General features: G+C 58.2%; 5 protein-coding genes. All 5 read left to right on the forward strand.

The window, feature by feature from the left end; translation table 11 throughout:
• Positions 1–33 precede the first annotated feature (33 nt).
• The 5 genes from E9954_RS23705 to E9954_RS23725 all read left to right on the forward strand — a co-directional run bounded on the left by E9954_RS23705 (position 34) and on the right by E9954_RS23725 (position 14,893).
• The gene (locus E9954_RS23705) at positions 34–4,527 is read left to right on the forward strand and encodes a LamG domain-containing protein (protein ID WP_168442536.1); all 4,494 of its coding nucleotides are present in this window, start codon (positions 34–36) and stop codon (positions 4,525–4,527) included.
• Between the two features lie 34 nt (positions 4,528–4,561).
• Positions 4,562–8,770, forward strand: a complete 4,209-nt coding sequence (locus E9954_RS23710; RefSeq protein WP_168442537.1) for a choice-of-anchor D domain-containing protein — start codon at positions 4,562–4,564, stop codon at positions 8,768–8,770.
• An 87-nt stretch (positions 8,771–8,857) separates the two neighbouring features.
• Positions 8,858–11,464 carry a hypothetical protein gene (locus E9954_RS23715; RefSeq protein WP_136081760.1) on the forward strand — a complete coding sequence of 869 codons (2,607 nt, stop codon included), beginning with the start codon at positions 8,858–8,860 and terminating at the stop codon, positions 11,462–11,464.
• A 3-nt stretch (positions 11,465–11,467) separates the two neighbouring features.
• Positions 11,468–13,108: a hypothetical protein gene (locus E9954_RS23720; protein ID WP_136081761.1), complete on the forward strand. Its 1,641-nt coding sequence runs from the start codon at positions 11,468–11,470 to the stop codon at positions 13,106–13,108.
• Positions 13,109–13,126: 18 nt separating this feature from the next.
• Positions 13,127–14,893 (forward strand): alpha-L-fucosidase, encoded by a 1,767-nt coding sequence (locus tag E9954_RS23725; protein WP_136081762.1) that lies wholly within the window; start codon positions 13,127–13,129, stop codon positions 14,891–14,893.
• Positions 14,894–14,941: the final 48 nt, after the last annotated feature.

A 14,941-nucleotide genomic window follows, 5' to 3' on the forward strand; every position in this document is an offset into this window, starting at 1 on the left:
GCAATAGAGCCGAGTAAGGAAATAAGGATACAAATGAGAACTAAGATGAGGCAAGTCGCGTGGTTGGGGATCGGGTTGATTTCCGGTGCAGGGATGATGTGCGCTGAAGCACATTATGTGGACCGATATAATCCGGTGGCGGTCTTTTCTTTGGATCAGGATCCCGGCGCCGTGGGTAGCGCTCCGTCCGGCGCCGCGATTCACAAAGCCGAGTCGGGGCTGCCGAAGCTGGAGCAGGGGGCACGTGATTTTACCGGGCGCGCCTGGAATTTCCGTGAGGTAGAGAGTTCGCTGAAGATCAAGGCTGACGGTGCCTTTGAAACCCTCGGCGATATCGAGACCACACGGGGACTTTCGGTTTCGTTCTGGATGAAGATTCCGCTGGCTGACCAGAAGAGCAATCATCGGTTGTTTGGTCATCCGGCGGTGGAAGCCACCATGATGAAGGCCGGATATGGCGGATTGAATATCAGCTTCGGGCCCGCCTATACTGTGGTCCTCTCCCGCGCGGCGGGATATGAGGCCTTTGATGGGCAGTGGCACCATGTTGCCGCAACGGTCGATTTCAGCAGCCGGCGAAACAATGTCATCATCTATCTGGATGGAAAAGAGGTCGGGCGTGCCGATGGCGCGGCGAATAAATCGTTTAACAGCTCCGGCGGCCAAGGACTGTTCTATATCGGGGCGCGCAGGAACGGCGGCAGTTCGTTTTCGGGGGCATTGGATGATGTCGCCCTGTTTGATTATCCGCTGACACCGGAACAGATCCAGGGTATCCTGGCCGGACCGGTCTATGCCGGGGCTGACCGCAAGGTCTACCTGCCTGCGGCCATCCAATTGAAGGGAGCCGCACCGGAGGGGGGGCGTATTCTCTGGAAAAAGCTGTCCGGGCCGGGGCAGGTCATGTTTTCCAATGCGGGCCGGACGAATACCAAGGTGCGGTTCAGTCAGCCGGGTGAATATGTTCTGGGACTGCATGTCCAGGGGCACCGCGAAGTCAGCCGGCTCAACATCACCGTGCGGCCGCCATCGCCGCCGCAACTGCGGGCCGGGGATCCGGTTCAGATTGCCGGTAGTGCCGATACGGCCAATGTGCGTGTCGGTGTCGAGGTTCCGGGACGATCCGACGGCGATCTGGACGGCGTTGAACTGCGGTGGAGCAAACTGAGCGGTCCGGGGCGTGTGGCGTTTGCGGATGAATCCTCGCCGGAAACCGCGGTGCGTTTCAGCAGTGACGGACTCTACCAGTTGCAGCTTACCGCCGGGGTGGGGGAACTGACCAGCCGTGCCGTCGTCAGTGTGCAGGTCGGCGGGCCGTCCTCGCCGCACTATGCGCTCCTGCTGAATCCGCTCTACCTGGTTTCACTGGATACGCCGGCCAACCGCGAATCAGCCGGCGTCATGGAGTCCGCCGGGGGGACCTGTGCAGAACTCTTCAGGATGGAATCCGGCCTGCCGCAGCTGGTGGAAGGGGCGCGTGCGTTCACCGGGACCGGGTGGGATTTTGCCGGCATCCCATCCGCCGTCAAGGTACACAACCGTTTTACTCTCGCCCGTCTGTGCGATCCCGAACTGACCACCGGGATAACACACAGCCTCTGGTTCAAAGGCGATTTTCAGCAGCATGGCGCAAAGGTCGGTCGCATCGGCGGTCAGTCGGGGGTTTCGATCGACTGTGGAAAGAATACGGTTTCCGTCTGCATCGACGGGGTATACGTGACCGCGAACGGGGTGCTGGATAATCAGTGGCACCATTTGGCGGTTGTGGCCGATTTTCGGAGCAGTGAAAACAATGTGCGACTTTATATCGATGGCGTGCAACGGGCCTCAACCGGTCATGCATTTACAACCTGTTTCGGGAGCCGCCGAACGGATCATACGCATTATTGGGGCTGTCGCAGCAATGGAGGCGGGTATCCGTTCAACGGAGAGCTGGATGATATCGCGGTCTTTGACTATCCGCTCGACAGTAGCCAGGTTGGCTATCTTTACAACGGCCCGTCTTCGCAGCAACTGACGCAGCTGCAGCTGCCCCCGCCGGTCATCGATGCCGGAAAAGACCGGCTTGAAACGTTGCCGGTTCGTTCCGTTAAGCTGCAGGGACGCGCACTTGAAGGGGAGGGGTTGTCGTATCGCTGGGAGCAGCTGCGCGGCCCGGGAGAGGTGACCTTCTCTTCACCGGACAGCCCGGTGACCGAGGTACGCTTTGAAGAGCCGGGACCGGAGTTGCATAACCGGGATTACCGCCACTATATTTTCCGGCTGACGGCATCGGCTGGAACCGGGGCGTTTGCGCGTTCCGACCGGGATGAGGTGGCCGTGGTTTTTCATCGCCCGTATGCTCCGAAATCCCGGGTCTTCTCCGAAAATCCCCCGGCCGGGGTTCATCCGCGCATCCTGTTCAGTCCGGAGGATCTTCCAGAGATGCGGGAGCGGTTCAAGAGCGATGCCGCGGCGCAGCGGGCGGCGGAGATCCTGCGGTCCGAGCTTGAAAAGGGACTCTTTAACCCTCAGGCGCAGGAAGGCCTGGTCTATTCCCTGCTTCAGGCAGGAAAACCGGATGTCGATGTCAAATTGGTGAGCAAAGACAACACCCGCGGATACTGGCAGGGGCGGGGCAATTTCTACGGCTCGATGGCCACCGCCGCCATGCTTGCGGTGCTGGAAGAGGATGAGGCCGCATGCACGGAGCTGGCCATGGTGCTGTCGCGCGCCGCAGCGGCCTACCTGAAAATCTACCGACCGAACTATCCCAACAAGCTGACGCATGATGCGGATGGAGGGCTTGCGCTTGCGTATGACCTGCTGCACAACAGCATGGATGCAGAACAGCGCATTCCGGTGCGTGCCCTGCTGTCAAAGATGACGAAGTGGAGGCAGAGCTTCGGTTCTGAACTGACCGATGATCTGCATAACTCGTCCAACTGGAAAACCCATCACGATCAGATTGTTTTGGCGGCCCTGGCGATTGAAGGCGAAGAGGGATACGATGCAGGGCTGGTTGAACAGGCGGTCTACAAGCTGCGTTCATTCCTGAGTCAGTACGGGGTGTTTCCTTCCGGGTATGCGCATGAGGGCTATACCTACTACCGCATGGGCATGGAATCTGCGGCGCTTTCGGCGCTGGCCCTCAGCCGGCGCGGTGAAAACCTCTATGAAACCACCAGCTTGTATCGAAGTGTCCAGATGATGTTCCGCTCTATGCCGCCGCAGGCCTGTTGGGTGACCGGCTTCGGGGATGCGTCCCCGGAGATCAGCGGCATGGCACCGCTGGACTGGACCATCCGTTACATGTGGCCTGATGATCCGGTTGCCGCTTATCTGATCAAACCGCGGCTCGACCGGTTGGTTGCCGGGTCATGCTCGTCGAAAGAACAGAACCAGGCCCTTAATCTCATGGCGCTGATCTTCGCGGTCGGGCCGCAGCAGGATTATACACAAAAGGAGGCGGCCGAAGCGGCTGCAATGCCGGCCTCCATATTCTGTCCCGATAAAGGCTACATGAATGCGCGGACGGGCTGGGAGGACTCAGCTGTGAACCTGGTTTTCCGCAGTCGCATGGATAAGTATGCGTTAGGCCACATGCATCCGGATGTCAATTCATTTGAACTCTATGCCAATGGAACCACTTGGTTCTGGGATCCGGGGAAATATCCGATCCAGAACGATTTCCACCAGACGATCCTGATGGACGGGCGTGGCGGCGGGGGCAGCAGCGGCGCTTTTGCCTGGCCGAGTCTGCCCGGGCGGTTTGTGGAGTATCGTGAAACCGAGGGCATGGTGATCGGAACGGGCGATGCGAAGTCGTTTTATGACTATGTTCACGGCGAGCTGCGTGATAGCCCCGACGGAGAAAAGCTGGAGCCGGTATCGCCCGGTGAACACGGCCTGCTGTGGGCGGATTTCATGTATGGTAAAACCCGGGCCGATGCCGCCGGGCTGCCGGCCTGGCGCATGGAGCCGGTGCGCTACAATGAAAATCTGTACCGGTACAATCCGGTAGAGCGGGCTTTCCGTACCGCCGCACTGGTTAAAGGGGAGCATCCCTTTGTGCTGGTGGTTGACGACTATCAGAAGGATGATGCCACCCGCCTGTACGAGTGGATCGGCAATCTGGAACCCGGCACCGTTGAAACGGTTTCGCAGGACGGCACCGACCTCATTCTGAAGAAGACCGGGAACGACGATCTCGGCAACCGCCTGCTGGTGCGGGTGCTTCAGGCCGACGGCCCGGTGAGCGGACCGAAACTGCGCGAGCTGAAACTCGGCGGCATTCCCGGATCGCGGAGCGGACAGCCGGCCGCGCAGGTCCATTTTGCCGCCCGGGCCGTGGCGCCCGCTTTCAAGGTGCTGCTCTATCCGCATCGTGAGGGAGACCGGCTCCCCGAGACCCGCTGGAATGAAGCGCACGATACGGTTTCGATCCAGTTCCCGGAGCAGCTTGATGTGGTCAGCTTTAAACCTGATGAAACGGGGCGCACGACGGTTTCCGTTTTCCGCAATGGACGTGAGCCAGGCGAACTCTGATTTCTTGTACATAATGCACACAAAAAGATACGCTATGATATTACCTCATAAACTTAAAACCCTGTTATGGAGCGGTATTTGCCTCTGCTTCTGCATCCAGCCGGCTGCAGTGGATGCCGCCGCCCCGATCGCTTCAAACAGCAGGGTGCTGTTCCTCGGCAAGGAAGCGACGACGCACAAAGATGCGCTCGAGGCACTTTATACTGCCGATCCCTCCGTAAACACCTTGAACCTGACCTTCGACAGCTTTGACGTGGATTATGTGATGGATGCGCTTTTCACGGACCGCACCTACCCGAAGTTTATCAATGACTATCTGGATGCGCCCAAGCACGCGGACTATGTGAATGCGCTGACAGACAAACTGGATGAAAACTTCGATTATATCATCTACCTCGGTGAACCCGCCTATCTACAGGACAAACCCGAGCTGACCATGGCCACGCTGCTGTTCTTGCAGGCCTACTGCAGGACCGAGGGCCTGAGTTCCCAAATCCTGCTGCCGATGCTCTGGAATGCCACCAGTGCGGCTTCCCAGACGACAACCTTCCGGGAATACACCTATCGGATTGCGGATGCGCTGGGCATCGAGGCCGTTCCGGCCGGGTTAGCCTGGCATGATATCATCAATGATGGAGGTCTTACCGTTGCTGAGAGCAGCTTGACCGCGACGCCCTCGGCTGAAGCCCAATATACACTGGCGACCACCCTGTACAGTCACCTCTTTGAACAAAACGCCAACGGTAGCACCTACAGCCCTACGGGAATAGACGGGGCTGCGCAAAGCGCGATTCGCAGTCACACTCACACAGCATGGAGCGATGCCCTCACGGCCACCCATTACACCGGTGACTATACGTCGCCCTACATGACCATGTGGGCGACTCCCATGAACAAGAGCCGCAAGGTCATGACCAACGGCACCAGCACCGAACGACGAAACTACATCATGCTGGACAAGCTCTTTACCGCCGCCGGATATCCCGATTCCGCGGTTCGCTGGGATGGAAGCAGTGCGCCCTACAACGGCCATTTTCCCAGTAATTATAGCGACCCTGATGTGCAGGCGGGGGTAGCGGCCAACGATTTTGTCTTTACGGTTGGGCGCCGCTTGTCCAGTGCCTACTGGTATGAAGTCTGGATGACGGAGGTTCTCCTTCATGATCCGGATGCTGATTTGATTCACTATATTTCGGATTACCAGGTCAAGGCGGAGACGGAAGAACCCTTTGCGCATGGCCGTAAAGCACGAAGCCATACCATCGAAAACTTTGATGCATCCACAGGACATCCCAACGTACAGGCCATCCCCAATTACATTGGGTTCAGTTGGTTGGGTCTCAGGCGTCCGGATATCAACATGCATCAGGACTATACCCACTTAAGTGCTGTGGGGTCGGCCATCAACACGGCCATCCCTTACACCCTGGCCACCGGGGAGAATCCGGCGTTGCTACCGGATCCCCCCGTCGCTGCGTTGGATGACGAGATGTATGGGTCGGTGCTCTCCTTTGACGAACGCTATACCCTGAATGCAGCCTACGAACTGGCCTATATGCTGTCGGGCTTGCGCAGCCTGGATACCCCCATCGCTCCACAGGCCTTTGATCAGACCGTTCGCTTCGAGAACGACGGCGAGCCACAGCCCTTTTTTCCGCATGCCTTCGGCGCGTTCAACAAGACGCTGACTATGAATCTGGTCACTTCGCCCAGTGTGGGTTCGATTTCATTTGACGGACGACTGATGACCTATACTCCTCAACCCGGCGATGTGGGAGAGGTGACTTTCACCTACAATGTCACCGATGGCACCGATACCTCCGGCAATGCTACCGTTACACTGAATCCGGATCTTTTGGGCCAGGCCGCTTACAACCCGATTGCGAAAATTGGTGATAACGTCATCTGGAATGGTTTTCGCTGGACCGGCGGAAGAACTCTCGTGGTGGACAGCAACAACCAACTGGATTTTCAGGACCATCCGCTTCCGGGGGATCCCAATTATTCGGAGACCTTACGGGCCCATCGCTTCTATCTGGATCTGAGAAACAACGGCGGCATTTTCCAAGTCAGCAGCAAAGCTCCAGTCGATGGCGAGACCGATCTTTTCTCGCCCTTCGGCTGGAACGATGAGCCAGATGTGTCGTCCTTCTCAATGGGTGATGCGGATTGGGGGCAAGGCGGCAGCGGCTTGGCCAATCCAATCAACGGCTTTACCCCCAATGATGGCGTCGGCCTGGAAGAAATCAACTGGATCCTGATTCCGCAGGAATCCTATTCGTGGGAACCCTGGGAACTCTTTGCCGGGAACTCAAGGGCGATGGCGATCGGCATGATTTGGAATGATGACGGGGACGGACTCCTCGAGGACAGCGGGGATGATGCCTATATCGTCAAATACGCCCTTTCCGCGCATCACTATGAGGGGTATCGCAAGGCCTTCCCCTACATCGATACCACCGCTGAGCTCAATGCCGCCGTGGGCAATGTCGCCGTTCCGGAGATTCTGGTGTATGCGAATGAAACCGAAATTTTGGATGGCAGCACTGTAACCAGTGGTAGCGATCATACCCTTTTCGGCACCGCCAAGGTGGAGGGCGAAACGGTGGTGCATACCTTCACCGTTGAAAACACGGGCGGCGCTCCCTTGACGCTCAGCGATGTGAGTATTTCCGGTGACCATGCCGATGACTTTGTCATCACGGAGTATCCGTCAGGAACCATCAGGAACAAGACCCAGACCTCCCTGCAGATCACCTTTAATCCTTGCGCCGCCGGCGAGCGTAATGCCACCGTTACCCTCCAGAATGATGACCCTGATGAGGGCATGTTTTCCTTCGCGATTCAAGGGGTTGGCGCTACGGCAGCCGCCTCTACCTATATCAAGAAAATCGAGTATGTGGTGCTGGAGAGTCAGGCAAGCGGCACCCGCACGCCCCTCTGGAATGGCAGCAGTTGGGGGCCGGGTCTTGCTGTAGGCAATAATGGCAATATTAAATTCAACTTCTGGAGTGCGGCCTCTGGCGGCACCCGCTACCGCCGCTTCTATATCGACATGCGTACCGCAGGCACGTTTTATGCCGCGGAAGTCTATCTCTCTACTGCCTCGGAAACGGTGACATATTCTCCGCAAAGCTGGCAAAATGTGACCGGTTCAGTGAACCAGAACATGGGCAGTGGAGACTGGAATACGGGCGGCACGGGAACCGCCAGCCCGGTTAATGGCTTTACGGCCGATGACGGGGTGGGCGCCGAGGAAATCAACTGGATGATTTTCAGTAATGATACGTCTCCCGGAAATGCTGCAGCCATTGCCATCGGGCTGGTATGGGTTGATGATGGGGACGGACTCCTGGAGGACAGTGGAAACGACACGATCCTCATCAAATACGCCCTCTCCGCAAATCATCCCAGTGGGCAGGCGGCTGCCTTTGCTGAGATGGACACCCTGGCTGAACTGAATGCTGCAGTGGGTAACGTCGTTGCATCTCCGGAACCGGAAATCCTCGTCAGAGGCAACAGTCTCGAACTGACCTCCGGAGACAGCGAACCCCGCACCGCAGATCATACCGACTTCGGCACCGCCGAAAGCTTGAGCGGTACAGTAGCCCGTACCTTCAGCATCAAAAACTTCGGCACGGCTGATTTAACCATCAGCGCCGTAAACCTCACGGGTGCTCACTCGAATGACTTTATCGTGACGGCCCATCCCGCCGGCACCCTGGCCGCTGACAATGAAACCACCTTCACCGTTACCTTTGATCCTTCAGCGGATGGATTGCGCACGGCGACCGTCAGCATTGCGAGTACCGATGGCGAAGAAACCCCCTTCATCTTTACTGTTCAGGGAACCGGGGTCACGACATTCCCGGATACTGACGACGACGGCATCGATGATGACTGGGAAATGACGTACTTCAACAGCCTGACCAACGCCACGGCCACTTCGGACAGGGACGAGGATGGCAACTCGGATTATACGGAATTCAGGGCCGGAACCAACCCGACGAATGCGATGTCCTTCTTCGGCCTCAATGTGACCGGCATGGACATTCCCCTAAACGTAATGGACATTTCCTGGCCGTCGGCGACGGGGCGCACCTACGTTGTCGAGACGGTCAGTGATCTTGAGGGATCCTGGGATGTGCTACGGACCACTATCGTGGCCACCCCGCCAACGAATATTTTCGGGGTTACCATGACGAATGCACCGGCTGCGTTTTACCGTATTATCATCGAATAACCCGACGGAGCGTTTCACATGTTTCAATACGAACGAAATCAAATAGAATTTACCCCTCGGACGACAACCAAAAAGGATAAGAAGAAAATGAAAAATCGGCCCCATATGTTCACCGGCTGTTTCCTGATCCTGGCCATTGCCGGCTGCCAACCGGACATTCCGGATATGGAGACTCCAGAATCTGCTGCTCCCCCTCTATCTTCCCCCGCTTTGTCCATCCCGGAGGTCCTGCCGGACTCCCCCCCTCTGGATTCGTTCTATCGTTTCTTTGGCTTCGACCCGCGGGAAGCTCTGGATGGTGTCATCACCGTCCAGGAAGGACCCGACCTGGATATGATCGAACGGAATGATTTCTTCGGCTACACTCCGGAGGAACTTGCTGAGCAGTTCCATCACACCATCACCTTAAACTATGATTTTCGCGGCTTTGATCCTCAAAGCGTTCAGGCCCCGCCCCGGCCGGGGGTTCATCCCCGGGTCCTCTTCGGTCCAGACGAACTGCCTGCCCTGCGTGAAAAATTGAAAAACACGGTCCCCGGCCAGAAGGCCATGGCTGCTATAAAGAAAGAACTGGACAGTAATATCCGTAAGGAAGGGTCGGACACGACGCAAGGGTATCAGGATCTCATCGCCGGCAAGACCGACGTGCCGATCCATAAGAACATCACCATCGCCTACGCCGCGGCCTATGAAGCTTTCCGCTGTCTGGTTGAGGACGATGAAATCGCCGGCAGAGAGGTTGCCAAAGCCATCACCACGATCGCACGTATCGACCAGGCTGTTTTCGAAGAATCGATCGCGGAGTTTAAGGCGAAAAATCCCGATGCCGAACGCATTGATTTTCGCCTCACCACCAAACACAGTTCCCACAATGGAATCCTGGGTCTCATGTATGACTGGGCCTATGGGTGGATGGATGACCAGCAACGTCAAACGGTCCGCGAAGCGATTGCGCTGGCGTCCTCCAACATGACCCTACAGGGTGCGCAGACCCTCCGCACCCCGCGTACCAGCGGCAGTAACTGGATTTCCTGGACGGCCCGTCTCGTGACGCTATGCGCCGCCATTGAGGGCGAACCCGGTTATGATGCGACCTCCTATGATCATTCCGTGAATGCCTTGAAGTGGTTCTTTGCCCTGAGCGTGCTTCCGGAAGGGGAAAGTATGGAGGGCTGGGGGAAACAATTCCTGATGGCGGAGCTGGGCTACATCATGGCCCGTCGCGGCGAACCGATTCTCGCGCTGCAAAACGTCAAACAAAGCACCTTCCGCCAGTTCTGGCTCCACGCCCTCAATCCCTGGGGACGCAGCGGGAACGAGGATCATTATGGAGGTCCCTTCACCTTTTACGATTCCCAGGGCGGCACCGATAATAATATCCAGAGTATGTCTGACGTGCTCGTTTATAAAAAACTTTATCCCGAGGATCCTTACATTGACTTCATTTACCGCAATGCGGTCGGGGAGGATTACAAAAAATTCGATGACCGGGTAAACCTGCGGCACCACTTCTCCACCTACACCGGCTTCTGCATGGCCATCTTTGCGGCCACCTTTGACGAATCCAAAACCTGGGATCAAGCGAGGGACAATATCACCCTGGATGCGCCTCTCTCCTACTATGGATCCGATACCGGCACCATGATCACACGTTCCGGGTGGGACAATGACGCCCTCTATCTGTATTCGCTGAACCGGAATATCACCGGAGGTCATCGCTACGCGGACCGCGGCCACTTCAATGTGTACGCCGATGGACGCCACTGGGGTATCTATCAAAAGATGCGCCAGGTCCGTGAAGCCTACTGGCCGATGAACCGCAGCGTGGTGCTGGTTGATGGCCTCGGCCCCTCCATCGCGCCCGGTAAATCGATCCGCTTTAATGATCAGCCCCTGGCGACGTTTGCCGCTGGTGACTATAAGATTACGTACGACTACAGCAGCAACTATCTCTTCCCCAGCACCGATCGCGACAGCATCGTGGCGCTCCCTTACAGTTATAATGACTTCCGACTCACGCCGTCGGACCGCCCCACCTGGAGCATGCCCATTGAGCAACGGCCCGACTGGTATACCAGCCGCAAACCGAAACCCATCGGGGCGCGCCCGGGACCCACATCGTATTGGACTCAACGCTCTGTCCCGATGAAAAAGGCTTTCCGGACCACCGGACTGGTACGTGGAACCCATTCCTACATTCTGATCGTCGACGACATTCAGAAAGACGACACGGAACGTGAATATCAATGGGGCATGACGGTGGCAGAAGATGTCGAAATCCATCAAACCCGTTCCGGGTCCTCCCGTATAGCATTCCATGCCGATGCCGTTTTGAAGGAGAAAGAGCGATCCGTGGAAGAGAGCCGTTTCCTTCTGGTGCGCATGCTGCGTGCCGATGGATTACAAGGCGATCCGGCCATTTTGGATGTGGTCTCTAAAAACCCACCGCAAAAAAATACGATCATCCCTAAACTGACCTTTACTGCCAGGGCCACTGCCCCCAATTTCATCACCCTCATTGCCGCAGTGGATGCACCGGATGAGGCACCCACGACGTCGTGGAATCCGGATCAGACCGAACTCACCATTGAATGGGGTTCGCAGAAGGATGTGGTTGTATTTCAGCCGGATCGTTCCGGGAGACGCGTATTCACCATTCATCGAGGCGGCAGCATGATCGGGAGCAGCGATTGACGAATGAAACGACGGCTTAATAGATATGCCACATTATTGATCGCGATCATCGGTTTATGCACGACCACCCGTGCGGTGGTCTGGCAGTGGGCCGTTGATACCGGCGTAAAGAAACATGGAAAGGCTTTTCTCTGGGTTCCTCCAGAGTGCAGGCAGGTCCGTGGACTGATTGTCGGTCAACAGGTCATCCTGGAAAAGGCCGTATTTGAGGATCCGCAGATCCGGGCGGTCGCGGCGCAGCAGGATCTGGCAATCCTTTTTATCGTGCCCGGTGCGATTGCCTATGATGATTTCGGGCCGGATGGTCGGGGGGAGGCGACCTATCTTCGAATCGTCTCCGAGCTGGCTGAGGTCAGTGGCTATGCGGAGATCGCAACGGCTCCGTTCCTGACGATCGGTCACAGCGGCGGGGCGCTCCCGGCCTGGCGCCTGGCATATTGGAAGCCGGAACGGTGTTTCGGGGTGATTGGGCTGCATGCGGCACCGATTGATCCGCCGAGCCACGATCCGCAGGCGCGGCTCGAGGGGGTGCCCCTGCTGGTGATCAGCGGGCAGTATGAGTCGTGGAGCAAAGATGCCGCGCGATCGATCGAGCACCATTGGCGCTGGTGCCGCGGTGATATCCTGGCCTTGCGGTCGCGTTGGGACCGTGCCCTGGCCAGCGTGCTCGTGCAACCCGGTGCAGGACACTTTAACTGGGACGATGATTTAGCCCGCTATGTGGCCCTGTTTATCAGGAAGGCGGCGCAAATGCGACTGCCCAACGACGGTTCATCCGCGCTTCGGGAGATTCCCCTCGCGTCCGGCTGGCTGTCCGACCACACGCTGGTCTCACCGGGCCGCTATCCGCCGGCCCCGTACCGCACGTATGCCGGAGACCGGGGGCTGGCGTTCTGGCACCTGGATGAAGAGCTTGCAAAAGTCAATGAAGTATACGGCAGCAGGGACCACGGAAAAAAACTGCAGTTGGTCTCCTTTGTCGAGGATGGCGAACCGTTGGAACCCGCATGGATACAAAACATAGCGTTCAGCCCCGTTGAGGGTGACGGCATGACGGTGCGGGTAGAGGGCGGATTTGTGAAGGAAACCCCGGCGGTGTTCGCTGTGGAGAGCGGCATGCGTCCGCTCAGCCATGCCGATGGTCCGGTTTGCTTCCGGCTGATCGGTGGCTGGAGCGGCGGGGGAGAGCAGCTGGGGCCGAATATCTTCCGCATAAAATTTGACCGGTTCATGTATGCCCGACGCCGGCCCGGAAGTCTGATGATCATGGCCTGGCATCCCGGCGACGAACGATACGGCTATGCCGAACAGTCTTGCTCGATCAACTTCCCATATGAAATCAGAGAGGGTGTGCCTCAGTTGATTACCTTTGCTTCGATTCCCGATCAGCCGGTCGGTGCCGGGCCGATTGCGCTGAATGCTTCGGCTGATTCAGGGCTTCCGGTGGAATTTTTTGTGGTGAAAGGTCCGGCGGTAATCCGGGAGGGTCAACTGGAACTGACCGGAATCCCTCCGCGGACCAACTTACCCGTTGAGGTGACCGTGGCCGCCTGCCAGTGGGGGCGAACGGTTGCCCCCCTCGTGCAGTCCGCCGCTTTTGTGGAGCGTTCCTTTCGCGTGGGAACAGCAGCTGAAATGGATTAAGCGATCGGGGAGAGTATAATGAGTGCAGAACAGGTTATGTCGAACCCAACGGGATCGGATTCATATGCCAATAAAACGAACGTAGAACGCGATGCCGGGGTGGAGTGGTGGCGCGATGCCCGCTTCGGCATGTTTATCCATTGGGGTGTCTATGCGGTTCCGGCCGGGGAGTACGGCGGGAAGGTGTTTACAGGTGCCAGTGAGTGGCTGATGCACCAGGCGAAGATTCCGGCTTCTGAATACAGGCACTTCGCGGAGGCATTCAATCCGGTGGCCTACGATCCGGAGACCTGGGTTCGCGCTGCGGTCGATGCCGGCATGAAATACCTGGTCATCACGGCCAAGCATCATGACGGCTTTGCGTTGTTTCCTTCGAAGGCGAGCACGTGGAATGTGGCGGAGGCGACGCCGTACGGCCGCGATCTGCTGGGGCCGCTCGTGGACGCCTGCCGCCGCGCCGGACTGCGAATCGGGTTTTATTATTCGCAGGCGCAGGACTGGTTCAATGGCGGATCCGTGTTCGGAGAAAAATGGGATCCGGTCCAGGAGAACGATTTTGATGCCTATCTGGATCGGGTGGCGATTCCGCAGATCCGGGAACTGCTGACCACCTACGGGCCCGATATTCCGGCGGTTCTCTGGTGGGACACGCCCTCCGATATGACGCCGGACCGCGCGGCCCGCGTCGATGCCGCCGTACAGGCGGTTGCCCCGGGGATGCTGCAAAACGACCGTCTCGGGCTTATCCGGGAGCAGCACCCCGGCCATTTCGATACCCCTGAACAGCGGATTCCGGCGAACCGGCCCGGCCGCGCGTGGGAAACGTGCATGACCACCAACGAGTCGTGGGGCTTCTGCGCCAGCGACAACGCATGGAAGCCGGCGGCGCTGCTGATTCGTCAGCTTTGCGAGGTGGTCTCGCAGGGCGGCAACTATCTCCTTAACATCGGTCCGCGTGCGGACGGAACCTTTCCAGAGCCGAGTCTCGCCGCGTTGCGCGAGGTGGGCGACTGGATGCGGGTGAATGGAGAGGCCGTTCACGGTACGTCGGCGGGGCCGTTCCCGTACCGGCTGCCATGGGGCTTTGCCAGTCGGCGCGACCGGATGATGTATCTGATGATTGATGAGTGGCCGGTCGGCGGGCTGCTTGAGGTTCCGCTGCTCGACCTGCCGGAAACCGCGCAGCTCCTGTCCGATCCGGAAGCACCGGTGGGGTTCCGGATCGTGGATAACGTCCTCCGCATTACGCTCCCCGCCTCCGCGCCCGGCGCGGCGGTCTGCGTGGTGGCCCTCCGGTTTGCGGCCGAGCCCCGCATCGGGAACATTCCGTCGCGTCCCCGGCCGCCGGTTATTCCACAGCCGGCCGACGGTTCGCTGGCGTTGCGCGCCGCCGATGCCGAGATCATCGGTGACCACCTCAGCCTGCTGGGCGGGGAGGATCCGTTCCTCGGATGCTGGAGTTCCGTGGACTCGCATCCGCTCTGGCGAGTCAGTCTGCACCGGGCCGGCACGTATCGGGTTGAAGTGATTTATGCCGTACCGGCACACCGTGAGGGGACCGTCGCCGAAATCCGCATCGGTGGGCAGAGCCTGCCGTTCGCTGCGACGGGAACCGGCGGATGGGGGGAGTTTTGCAGGGCACCCGCTGGGGTGGTGAGTCTGGAACCCGGCGAGGAGGTGGAGATGCGCGTCATTCCGGCCTGCGTTCCGGTCGGCGCGGTGATGAACCTGCGCGCCGTCCTGCTGACACCCTGTGCATCAAATGAATGTAAAGAAGAGATATAAATGAGCATGCAGAATCCATTTTACCGGCTGTCTTGGGCAGGAATTGCA

The organism is Pontiella desulfatans, assembly GCF_900890425.1.
Classification (GTDB): Bacteria; Verrucomicrobiota; Kiritimatiellia; order Kiritimatiellales; family Pontiellaceae; genus Pontiella; species Pontiella desulfatans.